This window comes from Pirellulaceae bacterium (assembly GCA_019636385.1).
GTDB lineage: Bacteria > Planctomycetota > Planctomycetia > Pirellulales > Pirellulaceae > Aureliella.
The window spans coordinates 1124794-1144766 of the sequence record JAHBXT010000001.1; the positions used below are offsets into that span (position 1 = coordinate 1124794).

The 19973-nt window shown below is 56.6% G+C and carries 12 protein-coding genes; 1 reads left to right on the forward strand and 11 read right to left on the reverse strand.

All coding sequences use genetic code 11. From position 1 onward, the window contains the following. Positions 1 to 11: 11 nt before the first annotated feature. A complete protein-coding gene (gene ilvE / locus KF752_04340; protein ID MBX3420767.1) occupies positions 12 to 869 on the reverse strand; it encodes a branched-chain-amino-acid transaminase in 858 nt (285 codons plus the stop codon). 118 nt (positions 870 to 987) lie between these two features. On the opposite strand from ilvE, the gene KF752_04345 reads away from it, so the two are divergent. After that, positions 988 to 1803, forward strand: coding sequence for a hypothetical protein (locus tag KF752_04345; protein MBX3420768.1), 816 nt, complete (start codon positions 988 to 990; stop codon positions 1801 to 1803). On the opposite strand, the gene KF752_04350 is transcribed toward KF752_04345, so the two are convergent. From KF752_04350 to cysS, 10 genes are all read right to left on the reverse strand, one after another. Continuing rightward, a complete protein-coding gene (locus KF752_04350) occupies positions 1750 to 3219 on the reverse strand; it encodes a hypothetical protein (protein ID MBX3420769.1) in 1470 nt (489 codons plus the stop codon). The two genes, KF752_04345 and KF752_04350, sit on opposite strands and share 54 nt — an antisense overlap. Before the next feature lie 87 nt (positions 3220 to 3306). Continuing rightward, complete coding sequence (locus tag KF752_04355) at positions 3307 to 7620, reverse strand: PQQ-binding-like beta-propeller repeat protein (protein ID MBX3420770.1); 4314 nt, start codon at positions 7618 to 7620, stop codon at positions 3307 to 3309. Positions 7621 to 7725: 105 nt separating this feature from the next. Beyond that, positions 7726 to 9009 (reverse strand): Nramp family divalent metal transporter, encoded by a 1284-nt coding sequence (locus tag KF752_04360; GenBank protein ID MBX3420771.1) that lies wholly within the window; start codon positions 9007 to 9009, stop codon positions 7726 to 7728. After that, positions 9006 to 10067 carry a polysaccharide deacetylase family protein gene (locus KF752_04365; GenBank protein ID MBX3420772.1) on the reverse strand — a complete coding sequence of 354 codons (1062 nt, stop codon included), beginning with the start codon at positions 10065 to 10067 and terminating at the stop codon, positions 9006 to 9008. Before KF752_04365 ends, KF752_04360 begins: the two co-directional genes overlap by 4 nt. Next, positions 10060 to 11142 (reverse strand): isochorismatase family protein, encoded by a 1083-nt coding sequence (locus KF752_04370; protein MBX3420773.1) that lies wholly within the window; start codon positions 11140 to 11142, stop codon positions 10060 to 10062. Before KF752_04370 ends, KF752_04365 begins: the two co-directional genes overlap by 8 nt. A 263-nt stretch (positions 11143 to 11405) precedes the next feature. Next, positions 11406 to 14480, reverse strand: coding sequence for a c-type cytochrome (locus tag KF752_04375; GenBank protein ID MBX3420774.1), 3075 nt, complete (start codon positions 14478 to 14480; stop codon positions 11406 to 11408). Between the two features lie 200 nt (positions 14481 to 14680). Next, a complete protein-coding gene (hisI, locus tag KF752_04380) occupies positions 14681 to 15220 on the reverse strand; it encodes a phosphoribosyl-AMP cyclohydrolase (protein MBX3420775.1) in 540 nt (179 codons plus the stop codon). A 4-nt stretch (positions 15221 to 15224) separates the two neighbouring features. Next, positions 15225 to 17504, reverse strand: a complete 2280-nt coding sequence (locus tag KF752_04385; GenBank protein ID MBX3420776.1) for a CPBP family intramembrane metalloprotease — start codon at positions 17502 to 17504, stop codon at positions 15225 to 15227. A 14-nt stretch (positions 17505 to 17518) separates the two neighbouring features. Continuing rightward, complete coding sequence (locus tag KF752_04390) at positions 17519 to 18271, reverse strand: ABC transporter ATP-binding protein (GenBank protein MBX3420777.1); 753 nt, start codon at positions 18269 to 18271, stop codon at positions 17519 to 17521. 5 nt (positions 18272 to 18276) lie between these two features. Then, positions 18277 to 19788: a cysteine--tRNA ligase gene (cysS, locus tag KF752_04395; GenBank protein ID MBX3420778.1), complete on the reverse strand. Its 1512-nt coding sequence runs from the start codon at positions 19786 to 19788 to the stop codon at positions 18277 to 18279. Between the last annotated feature and the right edge of the window lie 185 nt (positions 19789 to 19973).

Consider the following 19973-nt stretch of genomic DNA (forward strand, 5'->3'; position numbering starts at 1 on the left):
GACAGGACCGACTAATTGCGAACTTCCTCGTGAAACGCGGCCAGCAGTCGCACCGTGATTGGACCTGGCAGGCCCGTGCCAATCTTTCTGCCATCCAACTCGATCACCGGAATCACTTCGGCGGCACTGCCGGTTAGAAAACATTCATCGGCCAGGAAAATATCGTGTCGCGTGAGAGGCGCTTCCGACGCTCGAATGTTTAGCTTAGCGGCCAGTTCCAACACCACGCCGCGGGTGATGCCTTCCAATATCCCGGCGTCGTTGGGCGGAGTGAACACATGACCGCCACGAACGATAAAGATATTGTCACCGGTGCATTCGGCAACTTCGCCTTTGTGATTCAACATCAGCGCTTCCTTGCAACCGGCCTGCAGGCCTTCGACTTTGGCCAAAATATTGTTCAGATAGTTCAACGACTTAATACGCGGATTCAGCGCCGCCGGGTGGTTGCGAATAGTGGCTGCCGTGACGATGCGCAGTCCTTGTTCGTAATCTTCCTTAGGATAGAGTGCAATCTGATCGGCGATGATGATGATTTCTGGATTGGCACAGCGATTGGGGTCCAGCCCCAAGGTGCCCGACCCGCGGGTAACCACCAGTCGCACATAGCCGTCCGTCAACTTGTTGGCAGCGACCGTTTGCTGCACGGCAACCGACATTTGTTCCTTGGTGATTGGAATCTCCAAGCGAATCGCCCGAGCCGAATTCCACAGGCGATCTAAATGCTCTTTAAGTCGAAAAACTTTGCCCGAGTAAATTCGAAGGCCCTCGAACACGCCGTCACCGTACAATAGACCGTGATCGAAAACGCTGATCATGGCTTGCTCTTTGGGAACCAGGCGACCACTAAGATAAACTTGGATACTCATGAAACTCGACCGGGGGAAAGGAGTGCAGAATCTTGTCTAGTATAAATACCTTTGGTAGGTTGTGGGAGCCGTCGCTGCTGGGTGCTGCCAGGGAAGTTTGCCACCAAGAATTTCACCCATGAAAATCATAGTGTCGCACGATGTTGACCACCTGTATCTGGGCGAACACTGGGCGGACACGTACTTGCCCGGTGTTGTCCTAAGGACCCTACGCGACTTGGCCGGCAGACGTATCTCACCGCTGGCCGCTGCCAAACGCTTTGGCTGGCAATTGAATCGGATCGGGCCTCTCCACAGCTACAATCAATCAATGGGAATCCCGGCAACCTACTTTTTCGGGATGCGACCGGGACTCAATCTATCCTATTCCTGGCGGCGGGCCGCGGTGCTGATTCGCCGGTTGCATGCCGCCGGCGTCGATATTGGCTTGCATGGCATGGCATTCGATGACCGCGACCAGCTGCGTGAAGAGAAGCGGCGATTAGAAGACGTTCTGGGACAGGAGGTACTTGGTATCCGTAACCATTACCTACGAATGTCCGAACGTACCATGGACTACATGCAAGACGCGGGCTTTCGATACGACTCGACGCAGTTAGCCCTCCGGCCACCGGTTCGAATTGGCAGCTTGATCGAGTTCCCCATTTCGCTTATGGACGTTGAGCTACGGCGTCTAGCGAGTCAGGATGTAGGCAGCTACTGTCAAGAAACGTGGACACGCATCGAAAAAGCGCAGCAGCGTGGATTGCCGTACTTCGTCATCAACTTTCACGATCTTTATTTTTCTGACGGCTGGCCCCCCATGGAGCACTGGTATCGTGTCGTCACAGCCGAGCTACTCCAACGCGGCTATGAGTTCACGACGTTTCGTTCAGAGTTGTCAGCTGCGGAAACCGCTGCGGCTGATCCAGCAGATTACCGCAACGATGGTTAGCCCCACGATCAAGACTGCCGACAGCAGAATAAATCGCAAGGTAGTGGGGGCACCGATTTGATCAGCCTCCTGGCGACCGACGATGACTGGTCGGTGCATAGCGTCTGCTTCCTGGTCTGAAGACCGATTAGAATCGAGCGCATGCTTTGGCTCCGTGGTTGACGGGACCGTCTCAAATCCCCAGCCGTCACCGGTGATAATCTGTGCCTTTAGGCCCGTGCCGAGAGATGCTGAATCACTGCCAGTAGCCTTGGATGCATTGGCAGGCGAAGTATCTGCTTGGGCTGCGGGATTGAATTCTAATGCTGTGTTGGCATCATCGGATGGACGTTGCGTCCCCACTCTTGTCAAATCCGTCTCGCTGTATCCGATCAACAGTCGCTCGATGGCATCACGGCTGGCTGCCGATGAAGTCCCAGAATTGCTGGACGTCTTTCTGCTCTGGGAAACAATCCGCAGCATTTCGGCCTGTACCAACGGGCTGGCAGGATTAAACCCCAACTGGTCGGCCAATTCCTCGCGCTCAGTAGCCGACCAACGAACAGGCAGCGAGGATAGTTCCGTCCAGGCATGATCGCCTTGGCATTCGCAAGACTGCCCTACCAAAGCCAGTTGGGCAAGAACACTCCGTAGGTCGATTTCCTGACCGTGCAGCACCGGACCAGCCAGGCGTCCTCGGCCATAAACAACTGCTAGTTTGGCCGAGCCTGGCAAATACTGTCGGTCATCACCCAATGCCCACAGCAGCATAGGCTGCTGGCCACGCTGAGCGGGGTGAACGATGACTTTGCCAACGGGAAAGCCGATGGGACGCGGCAACAGTCGCTCAACTTTTTTTAGCGCTTCACCAGCCTGATCCGCCACAAGAATAGCCCGCTCATTTTCGGCAGGATCGCCGCCCTGGACAACAACGATCAGCGCAAACGAATGCGTAGCTTGCCTACTTATGGTGCTCAGCAAAGCGGTAAAAATGTGGGCGTTAAGCCACTCGGTTAATTGACTCGGCGCCGTCAGCTTCTGAAATGACTGGCTCAGATCGTACCGTCGGCCATACCGATCCTGGAGGCTAACGCTGGTCACGACGGCCGTACTGGTTTCCTGCACAACATCCGTTTCCTTGGCGCTTCCGCCTGCCTCTGCGTAGCGACTGACCACAGCCACGTTCGAGTCTGCCAAGAGCGTCTTCAGGGGCTGCAGCCACTGCGCCGGTCGAACTGGACTGGACAACTCAGGTGACCAATTAGGATGCGACCATGTAATGACCAGCGAGAATTCAGGGTCGTGTAGCGGTGCGAAACCGATATCTCGCACGGTATAGCGGCAGGCCAGCAGTTGTGAAGGCCAGCCCAATCCAGCCAACAGCAGTAGGCTGATTGTAACTGTCCGTAGCACGGAAATATGGAACTTTGAAATCACAGAGCATTCTCGCTGTAGCTGCAATGCAATCTAAAAAGCGCGCTAACTACTCAGCCAAATCGCTGTCTGCACTGACGGTGGGCCACGCTATGGTTTAGCCGTGTCTTCTCGCGGTGGCGGCCAGCCAAGCTCTTGTTCGATCGTCGGTCCGAAGGCCATGGAAGTTTCGATCCAGCCACCGCACGAGCAGCCGCCACCGCCTTCCGGAGACAACAACATACCTTGAGCCGGTATGGTGGAAATCCAACAATCCGGGCGGACTCGCTGCCAACGATCCGATTGCCCTGTCGTGCGATCCCAAATGGCTAACTCACCAGCCCGCAGGAACATAGCATAGCGACTAGCAGAGTACGAACCGCACTGGTGTCCTTTGGGGAACGCCTCGGATAGCACCTTACCGGTATGCAAATCCAACGTCAGCGGGCGCAGATAAATCTGTCCGTCGACAATAGCCGGTCGCGACAGGTGCTTGCCATGATGGTCAGCTTCCCAGGTGTACTGTCCGCGCCACAACTGTTTGCCACTGGCCGCATCCAGCGCGTAGGCCGAAAACGCTCCATCTTTGCTGGTGACCAGAACCAGCTTGCCTGCCGAACTGGCCAGATAGACTGCGATTCTGCCATCGATGGGCTGGGCAGGTACGTCCCACAGAGTCGAGCCCGACTGCGCGTCGAGTGCAACTAAATGCAAGTTTGCCCAAAAGGCATCGTCATTCAAGCGACGATCGGATCGTTGCTTGAGCTGCTGATCTCGGCAGGTTAAGAAATAGATGCAACCGTCAGCAATTGTAATTGTGGGATTCACAATCAACCCGTCGTCGTAGGTCCAAATCAACTGACCCGATTCCGGTTCCATGGCGAACAAAGCGTCTGAGCAAACTTTCTTGGTATGCTCGCCAAATTTCTCGTCATACCAATTCTCGCCGCCCCAAAACTCGGTGAAGGCAGCGCCTGGAACGACGGAACTGCCGATAAGAAACCGCTCGTGGCGCGCGATGAAACCCCATTGCAATTGCTGCTGTCTTGGATCGTAGACATTCAATTGCGTAGCGATCGCCCCGCTGGCCGCATCGACAACCATGCACCGACTTCGTGCCGCAATATACAGGTGCTGACTATCAGCGCACCAGTTACCGCAGTCGCGAGGTACGTTAAAGCGTATGACCTCAGGCAATTCGAGTCCCCACTGAATAGTTCCATTGAAGGCGTCCACGGCGATGACGCGCCGCAACCCTTGCAAGAACAACCGTCCGCCGGCAGCCAGTGGTGATGGTTTGCGGTTGCCGCGATCCGACTGATAACGCGGTCCTGGACGGCCAGCCCACACCAATTTCAAATCCGCTTGACGGCTGGCACCGGCCAGCATTTCGCCAGCAAAGGCGGAATTGTCAGGGCTACCGTACATGTGCGACCAATCGGCCGCCCCACTACGCTGCGGTACCAACAACGTCGTCCAAGGGTGCGCTAACGATTTATCAGAAGGCTTTGCGTCTTTTCGCTCCAGCGAACGACCTGAATCGTCTGCTAACAGCAATTCTGCAGTTACCAGTGCAGCGGGAAGGACCAGGCTACCCCGCGGCTGGACCTTCAGCGCCAACTGACTGAGACTAACGGAGCCGAGCTGGCTGGACAATTCGTTAGGTGCCGCAAGATCACTGCCGACCGGGGCGACCATTAAGAAGTCGGCGGTGCGATTAGGCAAGGCCAAACTGGCAAAGTCGGACACATGTCGCACGCTGACTGGCCGACCGTAGACACCTACCCGCAGCAATCGACTCCTAGCCGCTGCGACGCGCTGCTGGTCGGCGTCCAATACAATTACATCCAGGCCCGATTGTCGGCATACCGCTTCAGCAAACCGCGCTTCGTCGTGCGCTCCAACCACAATCGCCAACCCGCGCGGCTCTGTGTGGCCGGTCATGGCAATAGCGCTCCTGGCAGCCTGTAACAGATTCAAGCCCAAATCCGAATCGGGAAGAGTCGCACGCTGGAAATCGAAATGCCCATCGCACTCGTAGTAGCCGGTCAGGTGAGGCCGATCATCTGTCGCCTGCTCGAGCGCATTTTGCCCAATGCGATATTTGATCAATTCATGGTGCCGAACGTTTTGGATTTCAGCCGTGTGCTCGTTGGTAGGCTGCTGTGCGCTGGTGACACGGACCGTTGTCTTCGCATAGGGATGCTCTTGCAACTGAATCACACTGGGCTGGCTGTGATGGGTCCACCAGCGCACTGTCGCGGTCTGTGGCGCGGTAAATTCCAGGATCGGGCCAGCCGCAAGTCCGGAGGCTACTTCGCCAACGTACTTGGAACGTTCTGTTAACTCCGCCTCAGAAGCTGGCTGTGGAAAGCGTTCCGCTTTTTCAGCATACAGGGTGGCGATCTCCGCTTGACTGACGGCTCGATCGTACACTCGCACTTCATTGATCATCCCCTCCATGCGTTGTAAATCTTGCCGTGTGCCATAGGCACCAATGCGGTAGGCCGCTCGGGTTGGATAGACTATCGGCCCACGCTGTTGGGTCGAACTGGCCACGAGACGTTGGTCAACATACAGTCTGGCTGTCTGGCCATCGTACGTGCCAACTACCAGAGACCACCCACCAATCGTCATTTTATCGGCATCCGACTGGACCCACGTCAGCGGTTCCGCTCCGTCTTTTGTGGACAGCGCAAAGCAAAACTGTTGATTGCGAAAGCCCAACAGCCAGCCTTGAGGGTACTGACCTTCTTGATCCAACATCGACACGATGCCGCCGATTTCGGCTGGCCGGTCAATGCGCACCCAAGCGGCAGCCGTCACCGCCTGGGTGGGATGCGCAATTCGCCGATGGCTGGTAGCAATCACGCTGTCTGTCCGACCATCAAGCAAGAGAGCCTGCTCCCTGCCGGCTTGCGCAAAACGGAACTTTTCTGGTAGCGGGGCAATGTACTTCTCAGACGGCGCTGACTCCTGGGATTGGGTCGCACCTTGCAATAAGGATTTCACGGCGCGACGCTTGTTGTCCTTGCCGTAGCTGATCAACCGATTCGCGTGGAACACCCAACGGCTCAATAGACCAGCATCTTGGTCTACAACCGGCAAGGGCGCTGGTTGAAGAAAGCTGAACGCCTGTTGATTCTCTGGTACGTTGCCCGGCAGATCATGTTGTTGAGGCGAGCCTGTGGGTGCAAAGGCGTAGATGATGCCCGCGTCGGTACTAGCCAACAGGTAGCCGTTGGCGACGATCAGACCCAAAGCGCGCCCCTGGACGCTGTGCCTCCACAACAAGGCCCCAGTTGTTGCGTCGAACGCTCGCACCACATCCACACCTCCCACGAACAGCGTCTGTCCGGCGCGCACCAGTTCACTCGACTGCGGGCACTCCGCCGACCAGAGCACTGTATTGGTGTGACGTTCCATGGCTGAAAGTCGTAGATCATCCAAGAGATACGATCTGTTTTGATCGACGACCATCGCGGTCCCCCGCTCAAATGTCGCGATGCGTTGACGATTCCCAACTTGCGACTGCGTGATCCAGCCTTCTTTGTTGCCCGGACCATGCAACACCGCATCGTCATCTGTCAGCAAGACGAACGAACCCCCGCCGCCTTCCAGAGGCCCAAGTGACTCGCCAGCCGTGCGAGTTAGCAACTGCGGAGCCGAGCGACCTTGCGGCGCGATGATGTGATCGTTACTCAGCAGCATCGCACCTTCCAGACTCCAGCCTGTACCCAAGTCGCGTTGCCAGACGATTGAACCGTCCGACAGATTCAGCGCGACAATGCGCGTGACTTCCCAAGGAAACATGCCTGCTGATACGATTCCACACCCTGCCTGGGAGTCGATCAGGACTCCGCTGCGAACCGGTTCAAAGGAACACACGCGACCATCGTTCAAAAAGCATTGCTGTGTTTGGCCGGCGTGCGCTTGCCAGCGCAACCGACCGGTTTCAGCCTCCAGCGCATAGACACAGCCATCGTCGGCCCCAAAATAGACGCTACTTTGATACACTGTCGGCGCAATGCGAATGGGAGCATCCACCGTATACTGCCATAATTCTTGGCCACTATCTAAATTCAAGCAGCGCAGCGTATCGTCGGTGTTGCTGGGCAGATAAACGCGACGACCGACGACTACTGGATGAAACACCGGATCATAATTGCGCATAGACTTCATGCCGTCGACCAGTGCGTAGGCATCCCAACGTGCCGCATCGGGCCAGGCGGGGGCCGGTGGCAGAGGCGACTGCCATTGCCAGGCGACCGTCAACCGCGAAGCATCCACCTGCTCGACGGTCGCACCGCTGCGCCGTTGATCGTGACGATAGGTTGGCCAGTCCTCGGCACACACTCGCCCTGGATCACCAACATGAGCCACCAGCCACAGCATTCCCGTCGCCAGAATCGAAATACGATACATTCAAACTCTCCACAAACCCCAGTCCGGTGGTCGGCGTTATCGCCTACGTAACTATCATACCACAGCCCATTCCGATCGTGCCGGCATGCGCGGGATGTCGACCGGCTATTGCGCCCGAAAAATCAAGGCCGGCAGATCGATGGCCGCAGTCTTGTAGGCCATTGCCAGCAGAACGATACAGCCGAATACTGACACGACGTTCGTGGCCCAGCCGTTGGCGTAACGCCCCATGACTGTCCGCGAGGCGGTCAGCCACACTAAGATGATGGCCACCAGTGGAGCGATTACGACGGTGACCGCCTGAGCCACAATGATCATTGGCGTGCGATCAAATCTCAGCAGAACTACGGCCATACCCACCACTAGTCCCATTAACAAGACCGCTGTCGTCAGCAGCTTAGCGCCACGTGCATTGTCCGCGATATCCCAGCCCAAACCATCTGCAGCCATAAAGCCACCAATCATCGAATTGATGAGGAACGACGAATAGGCGGCTGAGAAAAGTCCGACGCAGAAGATCACCCGCGAGGCCTCGCCGAACGTAGCTTGCAGCCCCAAACCAATGGCCGCTGGACTTGTCAATTTGAATGTCGGGTCGCTCTGAGACTGCTGGTGAAAGGCAACTGCTGCCGTGGTCATCAGCATGATCGTGATCAGCGACAACACGAGAGCGCTTATCCTGGCATCCAGAAGTCCGCTGGAAAGATCCTGCACTTGCCAGCCTTTTTGCCGCACGAGGTACGCTTGATAGTAAGCTGCTGTGACAACAAAGGTCGTGCCCACTAGGCCCAACAGAGGCAATAAATTACTGGCAAAGTCGATGTGGGCCAGCGAAGGCACTAGACCACTAGCCATCGCCCAGGGATCGGGCCGGAGCCAAATCAAATTAATGGCGAAGGACACGAGCATGAGTGCAACAAAGGTGGTCATGACGCGTTCCAACATGCGGTACATATGCTTAAACGCAAACAAGAAGGCGATGGCCAGAGCGTTAAACACGACCAACAAACCAGCCACGATCGTCTTGGACTGAACAAACCCCTCGAAGGCCGCTGCGACTCCGATGTTATTTCCTGACTGGAACAACGCCGCCGTCAGCAATACGGCCAAACCCACGAAGACCGCCAGCGGTCGACCCGCCTGCCTGCGGATTAGTTCAGCCGGTGTCGCCTGAGCTACTGCACCTAACTTGGCTCCCAACGACATAAACAACATCATCAGCCCCGCCGCAGCCACGACAACCCACAACATCTGCATGCCATATTTGGCACCAACCGTTGAGCTGGTCATCACGCTGCCCGGTCCGATGACAACGCAAGCCGTAATCAGCCCTGGACCAATCCTTTGGTACCAGTGCCGGTGCTCAAACTTAGTTCCCGCATCCTTCATGGGCTTGTCAAACCCTGGTGCTCAGCGGCGATTTGATCCAGATCCACCAATTGCGCGCGATCACCTGCCCGCTCGACCAAGTCGCAGATCAACTTCAGCGTTTGACATTCAGGATCAACCACGCCCAAACAGGAGGGGTGCGCCAAGAAATCAAAGACGGCGCGATTATCAATGGTCCACTGCACCGCGCGACCAACAGCTTCCAGAAACCACTCCAACCGCCAACGGCCAGTCCGGAAGCCACCGATGTCGCTGATGGGACTCATCGGTATTTCGATCAGCCCCGACGGATAGACGAATGGTTGAGCCTCGGCCTGCGCCGCAACGATGCTATCGAAAATCTCCTCGGTGGGTTCCACTTGTGGTTCGGTGTAGAGGTGCGGCGGGTATTTGCTGCTGACCCAAGTAAACCCCAACTCCAACAGCATGTGTTGCAAGTCTTCGCGCTCGGACAATCCTTTGTAAAACCCACCGGGCGTGCGAAAACCGCGATTATCCACGCCCAGTCGGTGCTTGAGCGCCTCGGTCGTCAGACGGATATTGTGTCGAATGACGTCCAGCGGCTGACGCCCAGCAATCAGCCACGGGGAACGCTGAAATCGAAACTGCAGGTCAGCCGGCCGCGTCGCCAGAAGATTGACGTGATCGTAAGTGTGATTGCCCAGCGGATGCCCATCGGCGGCTAGCCCAGCCAGCCAACGGACATCCTCCTGCTCCAGAGTACTACCAACACAAAAATAATGAATCCGTCCGCCTCGCTGCCTGACCAGTTGACCAGCCTTGACGGAATACTCCTTGGCGGCTCGATTCAAGTTTCCCTTTTCGTAATCCCAATGCTTGTCTTCCCAAGTGGGAAAGTTGCGAGCCATCTCCAAGTCCAAAGTGATGGCGATGCGTGCTTTGGCTGGCAGCACGTCAGCTAGCAGCGCCGAGTGTCTCCACATCACACCCCCAGCGACCGCTACTGCACTTTGACCAAACCATCGGCGGCGCGATATCTGGGTGTGACTTTCTTCGGGCACTGACCGATCACGATCGCAAGTCTGCTGACTATTCATGGGGCACCTCGTTGGTCAGCTTTACCCACGAAACCTGGGTGACCAATTGATTCAAGGCCGCATAGGAAATGGCGGCATTAACCGCAAAGCGCGGTGAGGCGTTAGCGGGGAAGGTGGCTAGAGAAGCGTCACCTACCAAGAACACGTTAAAGTCGGTGGACAGATTTTCGTAGCCGGCCGTGGTGCGGCAAAAACACATGTCCGTGGCATAACCGGTCAACAAGACATGCCGAATGCCCTGCTGCTTCAGAAAGTCTCGCAGCGCGGGATAGCCCTCGGCGTCATATAGCACGACATCGTTCTCGTGCACATCGACGTCGCTCGTGACGGGCGTCGGCAGATCCCAAAAGCCAGCGTTGTTGTAGCGCGCTCCCGCGTCCAGTCCGGGAAATTGACGAAAGTAGTCGATCACCGGCTGAGTGCTGGATAGTTCCATTTGGTCGATCAGCGGCTGACCGCGATACTGAAAACTGCTCAGTTTTTCGGTTAACTCCCGCGCGCCAGCCTGGCGCTCCTGCGGGCTGGGCGTATGTGACAGCGATCGATACAGCTTGGCACGAATCGGATCTTTGTCGCCGCGCAAACTGTACAACACCAGCCCTACGTTGGGCCGCAAACGATTAATGAACGGTCGGATGACTCGTCGGGTATGCTCCGCCGCCAGATGGTTCTTGTCCGGAGTGCAAAAGTCAGCCACGCCCGCTGGCTCGGGCGTATTCCACCCCTGGCCATCATCGATTCCCCAGGGATGCACCATAATCACAGCCGTCTTGGAAGCCTGCAGATGATTGGGCATTTCGATAATGCCTCGAGCGTTATACGAAAACCGCCAGGCCCGAACCTGCAAGTCAGCATCTTTATCGACGACGATGGCCGGTGCTTCGTAATGCACTAGTTCCTTCACGGGCTCGAAAAATTCCGGATAGTCAGCCAGCAACGGCTGAGGATTCTCGATGCGCTGTAACCGATTATGATAGACGCGCGGCTTGTCAGTACTGGCCGGTTGCGCCTGCACCATCGAGACGCAGCACGTCAGCACCAGACTCAACTCAAGAACTATCGCTATTCGCAACATCGCGCACCTCTGTCAAGAATTCGATAATTGTAACCACTTGCGCGGTCTGTAGGGTGGGACGGGGGGACAAGCCAGGCCGATGCAAATGGATGCCGAAACGTCCAGTAGGCGGAAGGCAGCAAAGTCAGCCCACCGTAATTGGCTCGGCCCCGCACTGGCCCACCAACTGCCGGAACATAGCACTGACGTGAACGACGACTACTGAATTAGGAATCGCCGTACGAGGTCGATCCATGCACCTATGCTCCGTCGCCGACCAACCACTACGGCCCTGTGCTCTGAAGGTAAGCAAACAGGTCGCGTAGCTCCTGAGGTGACAGCTGCTTGTACAAGTCGGCTGGCATCATGGATACGGGGGAAGCCTGCATCTGCTCGACTTCGGTCAGATTCACGTGGATGTGTTGATTCTGCGCATCGGCTAAGGTGATGACGGTGCCATCACGGGCTACGGGCAAGCCGCTGAGCACTCGACCATCCACGGTATGTACGATCAGGTTAACGTACTCGGTGCGAATCACGTAATTTGGGTCCACCAGACTGGTCAACAAGAAGTCGTGGTCTTGGCGATTGGCGGTGGTCAGGTCTGGGCCGAGTTTTGTTCCTTGGCCAAACAACTGATGACAACTTGCACAATGCTTCCTAAAGACGACCTGACCGGCGCTTGCGTGACCCGTGCCGGCCCGCAAATCATTGTTCAATCGCCGAATCTCAGCCAGAATTTCACCAGCCGACTGCGCCTGCAACTGGCCCCAGTATCGTACTACGATCGCTGGCAGCTCCGGATCGCCCAACAAAGCGACTCGCCGCGCCTGATCTAGCGGAATCCTGTCCGCTGGAATCTCTCCGGCCTGAACCTCAGCCAACAGTTGCTTAGCAGATTCACGGCGACTGAATAAAAGCTCGACGATTCGCAGGGAAATCGCCGCGTATCTGGAATTCTTCAACACATCTATCAACTGCGGCGCGACCTGAGGATCTTCACTGTGGGCGACTATTTCCAGAACCGCCAGTTGCAATGCCTCGGAAATGGCTGACCGCAATAGAGCCAGCGCCTCAAATAGTTGAGTTTGATCTTTCAGTTGTCCGAGCAGTCTCAGCAGCTCGATGCGGCGCGGTTCGGCAACATCTGAATCAAACGCTGACGAGCGAATGGCCTCCAGCGCCGTGGCATTTCCCAACTCGATGGCCAATCTAGTTAACGTCACATCGTTAGGCTGGGAATGCCAGGCCTTCTCCACCAGCTGACCCAGCGGATGCGTCGCTACGACCGCGTGACGCAATGCATCGCGCTGCTGGCTGGACTGCTCTTGCCAGCCGGCCAACACCGACGGCCACAGCTCGGTACGAAGCTGGGCAGCGGGAGCGGCCTGCAGTAAACGCACCACGGCATCCAGTCCTGCCTGCGTGCCTTCGGCCATATATCGTCGAACCAGTCGAGGCAACAGAAATTGGCTGCCCAGTCGCGAATTCCACAATGTAGGCCGAACAAATCGCCGCATGACTTCTTCGCGGCCAGTGTTGCAATGATGTTCGATGGCCCACCACCACAGCAACGGCAGCCGCTGGTCGTCAAAGTCGATATCGCGATTGATGTTGGCGTTGATTACGGGCAAGGCTTGATGCGCCGGCAAGCGCGCAGCGGTACAGGCCAGTTGTTGGCGAACCATAATCGACTGCTCAACCTCGGCGAAATGATCCAGCCGATGAGCCAACTCGCTGGACAATTCTAATTGTTCGTGAAACACCCAATCGCCCAGCAGGCGCACGGCCCATTTGCGGACCGCTTGGTGGGGGCTGTCCAATAGCTGCGCGGCCAGCGCTTCGTCAAAGCCGCCCAGCGAATTCAAGGTCCACAATGACTCCAGCGCCACCGACTGCGAAGCGCTGGTCAGGCAACGAAGACGGAACTGGTCGCTGGCCGATCGGTCACCGCGCCGAACCATTTCCTGCCTGGCGCGGCGCACGAAGAATTGATTGGCGTGGTCATGCAGTTGGATCAGTTCGTCGCTGGTCATGTCTGCCAGGTCGAATTCATGTTGTGCACACTTGGGGGGCGCGATCCGATAGATGCGACCATTGGAGCGATCCCATTGTGCATCCGGGTCTGGATGGGCGGTGCGCGCGTCATGCCAATCAGCGACATAGACGGCTCCGTCAGGGCCAACGGTTACGTCGCAGGGTGCAAACCAAGAATCGTTGCTAACAAGTAAAGCACCGGCATCCCGAGTCCGCACAGTCGATGCCTGGGCTGTGATGTTGTGCCAGCGGATAGTGTGCCCCAGCAAATCAGCGGCAATGTATTGATCCCGAAATCGCGCGGGCAATGCATCGGCCTGGTAGACAATGCCGCCAGAGGTAACATGCCCTCCCTGAGGATTATCATGTGCCACGTGCTCGAAATAGCCATACGCAAACGGATTATGCAATGGGCCGTGCTTGGCAAACGATTTGACAAAGTAGCCGCCTTGGACACCATGCAGCATGACGTAGCCGCCGTAGTTGGTGCTGTAGAACAGTTCGCCGATAGCATCAAAATCCAAGCCCCAGGAATTTCCGCCGCCTTCGCAGAACAATTCGAAACGATCTGTCGGCGGATGATAGCGCCACACGCCTTGCTGGAACTCGATGCCGCGAATGTTGGCAGTGACCGTGCTGCCCTGGCAGCCGTACAGCCAGCCGTCAGGACCAAAACACAATGAATTGGCAACGCTGTGGGCGTCCTGCATGCCGAAACCGGCCAGCAATACTTGGGGGTCGCTGTCGGGTTGATCATCGCGATCTTGATCAGGATAGAACAGCAGATAGGGCACGTTGAGCACAAACAGGCCGCCGTGCCCAAAGGCCAATCCGCTGGCCAAATTCAGACCAGACACAAAGTCGCGTCCCTGATCCATCACGCCATCTCCGTCCCTGTCCTCCAGGATCGTGATCCGATCCGCACCGCGTGGACCATGCGGCGGGGGCTCGGGCACCCGGTCGTACTTGGTGCGCGAATAGCGGTCGACTTCGATGCGCTGAAGTCCCTCGGGATTAGGGTATTGCAGGTATTGAATGACCCACAGTCGCCCGCGATCATCAAACTCGATGGCCACCGGTTGTCTTACCAGTGGTTCGCTGGCCACCAACGATACCTGCAGCTCTGGCACGGTTTCCATACGGCGCAGTGCAGCCTCCGCAGCACGATCTTGTGCCACTAGCGCTGAGCACGCCAACAGACACCCCACGATGCCAGCCAGGAAAGTAGTCGTAGGGGGCGTGCGCAGTTGTGAGCATAAGCCGTAGGCTGTGGACGCGGTCGTCAGCTGAGCGTAGTCGTGGCACCCAGAATACTGTAACATAACGGAACTACACTTCACTACATTTGGTCCAACCGCGTAACACACCTCTTGCAGGGGCGACGGCGCGTTACGCGATCGCTTTGCTGCGTCCTGCATAAACGCTAGTTCGACGTTGGTTTGTTATTCCAACCGCAAGTGTGTTGCTATAGCGATCGCTCGGCCCAAGCTTACTGGTACTGCTATTCAGGCAGTTGGCACCATTAAAGCTGCGTGGGATTGGGGGCATCACCGTAGACTTGCTGAGGATCAAAAACCTTCTCAGATTCAGTAAAAACCAGTGCCTCTCCTTGACCGCGCTGGTTACCCACCGGCACGCGGCGATAGAAACAGGAACGATAGCCGACGTGGCAACTGGCGCCACTGCCCTGAACCTGAACTCGCAACCAAACACAGTCCTGGTCGTCGTCGATGCGCATTTCACAAACGTGTTGCACGAGCCCGCTGGTTGCGCCTTTGTGCCACAGTGCCTTGCGCGATCGGCTGTAATAAACGGCTTGCCCCAGGCGAATCGTCTGCTGCAAGGCTTCTGCATTCATGTAGCCGTGCATCAGCAATTCACCGCTGTCGTAGTCGGTCGTCACGCAAGGAATCAGGCCCTGGCTATCGAATTTGGGCGCAAGCTGGTTGCCTTCTTCCACCTGCTCTATCGACTGCCGCGCATGAAGCGTCGCATCGCTGGCGTTTCCGCCGCCGGCGGAGGGCTGTTCGCAGGATTGATCGGTTTGATGTTTGTTGGCCATATACTTAGTTGTCCTCTTTTCCAGCCCATGCTGGTTCCATCGACCGGACCATTAGAATCCCAAGTATAAACAGGACCGCTGCAATTCCCAGCCACAATGTGGGCAGATGGGCATCAACTGCATTGCTCTCCAGCCCCCAGCCCTGCAGTTTGTCTTGAAATCGAGCCAGCGCCAGCACACATGAGTTGTTCACGGCGTGCATCACCATTCCAGGCAGTAGACTACCGCTTCGCCAGCGAACCCAGCCCAACACCAATCCCAACAGGGTACTTGGAATTAAGCGTTCAGGCGCAACTGCTCCGGCCAATACCAGGTGGAACAGTCCGAAGATTACGGCCGTTATCAGCACGGTAGGCAACGGATTGAGGCTGCGGCGGAGCCCGGCAAATAGAAAGCCTCGAAAGAAGATTTCTTCACAAACTCCGGGGATCATGCCTAGTGCTATCATCAGCGCCGCCAGTGGCAGTTGCTGCCAACTCGCTAACAGCCGGTTGACCATTTCTAGACTGGACTGATCCAGCGCAGGCCATCCCAGCCCCCGGGCTAGCCACTGACTGGCAACGGTCAACTCAAACACCCACGGCCAAGCCGCGATTCCCAACATCAGACCGCCGAGCAATTGCATTGAACTGGCCTTTGTCAGACCCAGTCCGCCGCACAACGCAACCCGTTGCCAGCGCAACAACAGCACCGGTAAGCCCAGGAACAGCGCGACCGTCAATCCGGCTGACATCATCAAGCGGTTCATCGCTGACGCGCTCACGTCTCGCGACAACATCCCAGATGCCAAAAAGTAAGCCGGCAACAACATGGCCAGGCCAACGAGGGCTAGCGAGGTGGACGGAAACCTTCTCACTTCCGGCGGCGAGCGCAGCAGGTCCTTCCAACTTCCTCGACTACCAACAGCGACGGCATCTGCCGCAAACCAGCGCGCAGCTAAACTCAGCGCCAAAACTGCATACAGCACAGTTAGAACCAACGCCAACGCGGCCGGACCGGGTAGGGCTCCACCCTCTAACGTTTCTCGAACCAACAGCAGTATATTCACCAAGGGCAATCCCGCCGTAACATAGTTCAGATTCCAGCCGGGCAGTAAGATTACCATGCCGGGCACAATCGACAGCAGCAACAGCGGAATCAGGTAGGCCTGAGCTTCCTTGAAACTGCGAGCCGAACTGGTCAGACTCAGCAACACGGCGGCGTAAAAAAATGCCAATGCAGACAAGGCCAGAAATAATTTTGCCGTTAAGAGCCATGTCATCCCACCTGGCCCCAGCAGCTCTCGGTCTAAGCCCAGCGCATACAATGTCAACGACATGGCCATTAGATTCGCGCAACCTGTCAGCAGCGTGACCGTGACCACCGCCACATACTTGGCCAACAGCAACCTCCAGGTGGGGATGGGAAGCGTCACGAGCATTTCCAAGGTATGTCGCTCGCGTTCGCCGGCCGTCAAGTCGATTGCCGGGTAAACGCCACCGGTGACAGTCATCAGCAGCAAGACCAGCGGCAACAAGCCCAGGATCGCTGACGTCTGCTGGCCGACAGCTACATTTGTCCTGAGCTGTCGGATCGGTAATTGAAAATCGGCTTGTCGCTGAACTGCCCAACGTCTGACTCGTTCCCGGGAACTGATCTCCAAGCATCTGGAAACATATTCGGCGGCGCGGCGACTAGTCAACGATTGACTATTCTCCAGCATTTCGACAGTCACCGAGCGATCGCCCGCCAATTCCTGTGATAATTCGACCATGCTGCCCTCGATACGAACTCCTAAATCTACTACCCCTTCGCGAACCAACTGCGGAAGATGAACTTCCTCTGCGCCACGAGGCACGCGGATTTTGACTTCCGCCCTTGGCTCGCTGGCACGTGAAGGTTCGGTGGCGTGTTCGGGTATTGCATCTCCAACAGTCTCGGTCGAAAGGTTGTCGCGTGTGTCAGCTGAAGACTCTTGGATCAATCGCTGGCCAACGCTCAGTTCATTAGCCAGCCATTGGGCCTGCGGATCGGACTGGAGAGCCACAATATATTCGGGCCGAGTCACCGACCACTGCTGCCAAGCAAGAAACCGAAATCCCAGTCCCAACAACGGGTACAGCAGCAGCGGCATGACCAGGAGAGTGACCAGCGTCCGGCGGTCGCGCAACGTCTCTCGCAACTCCTTGGAAATCAGCTCGTTCTGCTGTAGCCACGAGAACTTGGGAGGCATGGCCAGCGGAACATCGACAGTCCCGGGCAATCGTGGGCTGGAGCCATCGGCAAGTGACCGATCAGAGTTCATCCACGAGCCTCGATTCAGGAATTTCGTAAGCCGCTCGGGTCAGCAGTGTCTTGCGACAGGAAATTTAGAAACATATCGACGAGCGTCGCCTGGCCCGTTTGCTGTTGCAGTTCGGCCAAAGTGCCTTCACATTTCAACCGCCCACGATGCAACAGTCCATAGCGATCACATAATCGCTCGGCTTCATCCAACTGATGCGTACTAACGATGATCGCCTTGTTCATTTGCTTGAGGCGTAGAACGTAATCGAAGACCGTCTTGGCCCCCACGACATCCAAGCCGCGCGTGGGTTCATCCAGCAGTACGACGGGCGGGTCGTGCACTAGCGCTCGCGCAAGCTGGACGCGCTGCGCTTGGCCGGTGCTGAGCGTGGCACAGCGGCGGTCCATGAATGGTTGAATTTCCATCATCTGGGCAAGCAACTCAATTCTTTGTGCGGCCTGTTGAGCAGATAATCCATAGCCCACCGCAAAGTAACGCAACACCTCTCGTGGCGTTAACCATTGGTACAATCCGGCGCTGGCGGACATCAAACCAATTAGACTTTTGGTCTGCAGAATTTGAGCGGAGACTGGACAGCCGGCGATGCTGGCTTGACCAGTCGTGGGCGACAACAACCCCATCAAAATGCGTAGCGTAGTAGTTTTTCCGGCTCCGTTGGGACCCAGCAAGCCGTAGGTCACACCGGGAGGCACACTAAACGAAACATCGTCCAGCGCCTGGACGTCAGTTCCGTAGCTTTTCGACAAATGCTGGACACAGATCATCTCAGCTAGGCCATTTTTCGCTTCGCTACGGTACCTTCAGCCGTCGACCGCACTTCGTAGCCACGCTCGACCAGGGTTTTGCGATGAACATCAGCGGCCGTGAAGTCTTTTCGACGGCGTGCCTCGTCGATCTCGCGGCACAGTACGGCCACCTCATCCTCGTCACCTGTGGGACGGGACTGGCGCGTCAACTCGACGATGCCAAGCACGCTGTCGATGACTCGCAATACCGCCGCAGCCTGTGCAGCGTCAGTTACTGGCGCAGCCAACCACTGATGCACTACGGCCAGCGCCGCGCTAATGTTCAAATTGTCGGCCAGCGCACCTAAAAATTGCGCAATGACCGGATGACTCAAGTCAACTTCAGCGATCCGCCCCTTGGCCTGTGACTCAACGCGCTCAGCAAACTCGCTCAGACGTCTCACCGCATTGGCCGAATCGACCAAGCCCTTCTTGGTGAAATTGCACTGAGCCGAATACTGGGTGCGAATCAATTCGTATCGCAGCGCCGCTGGATGAACCTCGCCACCGGTCGCCTTGCCGCTCAAAATGTCGCGTACGGTGTAGAAGTTGCCATCGCGCTTCGACATCTTGCGGCCTTCGACCATCAAGAATCGCGTATGCAGCCAGAAGCGAGCAAAACAGTCGCTGCCCGAGGCACCGCGCGATTGAGCGATCTCGCATTCATGATGCGGGAATATTAAATCTTCACCACCGGTGTGGATGTCAATGGTTGGGCTTTCAAAAATGTGCATGGCCATCGACGAACACTCGATGTGCCAACCAGGATATCCAGCACCCCACGGCGAATCCCACTTCATCACGTGATGCGGATCGGCCTTCCATAACATAAAGTCGGCTGGGTTGCGCTTGTTGGCTTGATCCTTGGCATCCAACCGTCCGCTGGCACCCTCTTGCAGATTGTCCATTTTGTCTAGCGTGTTGCCGCTGAGTCGTCCGTAGTCGGGAAACGATTTCACATCGTAGTACACCACGCCATCACCACCCACATACGCATGACCGCGCTGAATCAGTTGCTGGATCGTGTCGATCATCCGCGAAATGTATTGCGTTGCGCACAGCACGCGCTGCGGATACTCAGATGCAACTTTCAACCCCAGCTGCTTGCCGTCCTCCAGGAACGCGTCGCGGTAATAAGCAGCAACTTCAAAAGGATTGTCGGGATCGGCAACACAGCCTTGCGGCGCTCGACCGCTCTTCTTGTCTTCCCTGAGTCGCCTAGCGGCGACTTGCATCTTGTCCTCACCAGAACCGTCGGCTGTGGCGTCGTCGGTCATATGGCCAACATCGGTGATGTTCATCACATGCCGAACTTCATAGCCCACCGCCTCTAGAAAACGCCGCACCAGGTCAGCGGCTAAAAAGGAACGAAAATTGCCGATGTGCGCGAAATCGTAGACCGTTGGCCCGCAACTGTACATTTTGACAATGTGGCCATCGACCGGCTCGAATAGGTCCGCCGAACGGGTCAGTGAATTGTAAAAGCGAATTTCCATACTCTAAAATCCTGGTTTGATCGGTGCGGCCTGGGTGCAGGCAGTAATGTAAATGGTCGAAGGCCGTTGGGAAAGCGCAGACCTCAATCACCTCATGCAGCCAGCGTCTTTAGACAATATACTGGAGCTATCGGCACCATTCCTTCAGCCACAACTGCAATTGCAAATGCAATAGGATTGTATAT

Coding starts and splice junctions, on each gene's coding strand:
- KF752_04370 (MBX3420773.1), bottom strand. CDS start 11,142: ATGTTGCGAATAGCGATAGTTCTTGAGTTGAGTCTGGTGCTGACGTGC.
- KF752_04345 (MBX3420768.1), top strand. CDS start 988: ATGAAAATCATAGTGTCGCACGATGTTGACCACCTGTATCTGGGCGAA.
- KF752_04360 (MBX3420771.1), bottom strand. CDS start 9,009: ATGAAGGATGCGGGAACTAAGTTTGAGCACCGGCACTGGTACCAAAGG.
- KF752_04390 (MBX3420777.1), bottom strand. CDS start 18,271: ATGATCTGTGTCCAGCATTTGTCGAAAAGCTACGGAACTGACGTCCAG.
- KF752_04385 (MBX3420776.1), bottom strand. CDS start 17,504: ATGAACTCTGATCGGTCACTTGCCGATGGCTCCAGCCCACGATTGCCC.
- KF752_04355 (MBX3420770.1), bottom strand. CDS start 7,620: ATGTATCGTATTTCGATTCTGGCGACGGGAATGCTGTGGCTGGTGGCT.
- ilvE (MBX3420767.1), bottom strand. CDS start 869: ATGAGTATCCAAGTTTATCTTAGTGGTCGCCTGGTTCCCAAAGAGCAA.
- KF752_04375 (MBX3420774.1), bottom strand. CDS start 14,480: ATGTTACAGTATTCTGGGTGCCACGACTACGCTCAGCTGACGACCGCG.
- KF752_04365 (MBX3420772.1), bottom strand. CDS start 10,067: ATGAATAGTCAGCAGACTTGCGATCGTGATCGGTCAGTGCCCGAAGAA.
- cysS (MBX3420778.1), bottom strand. CDS start 19,788: ATGGAAATTCGCTTTTACAATTCACTGACCCGTTCGGCGGACCTATTC.
- hisI (MBX3420775.1), bottom strand. CDS start 15,220: ATGGCCAACAAACATCAAACCGATCAATCCTGCGAACAGCCCTCCGCC.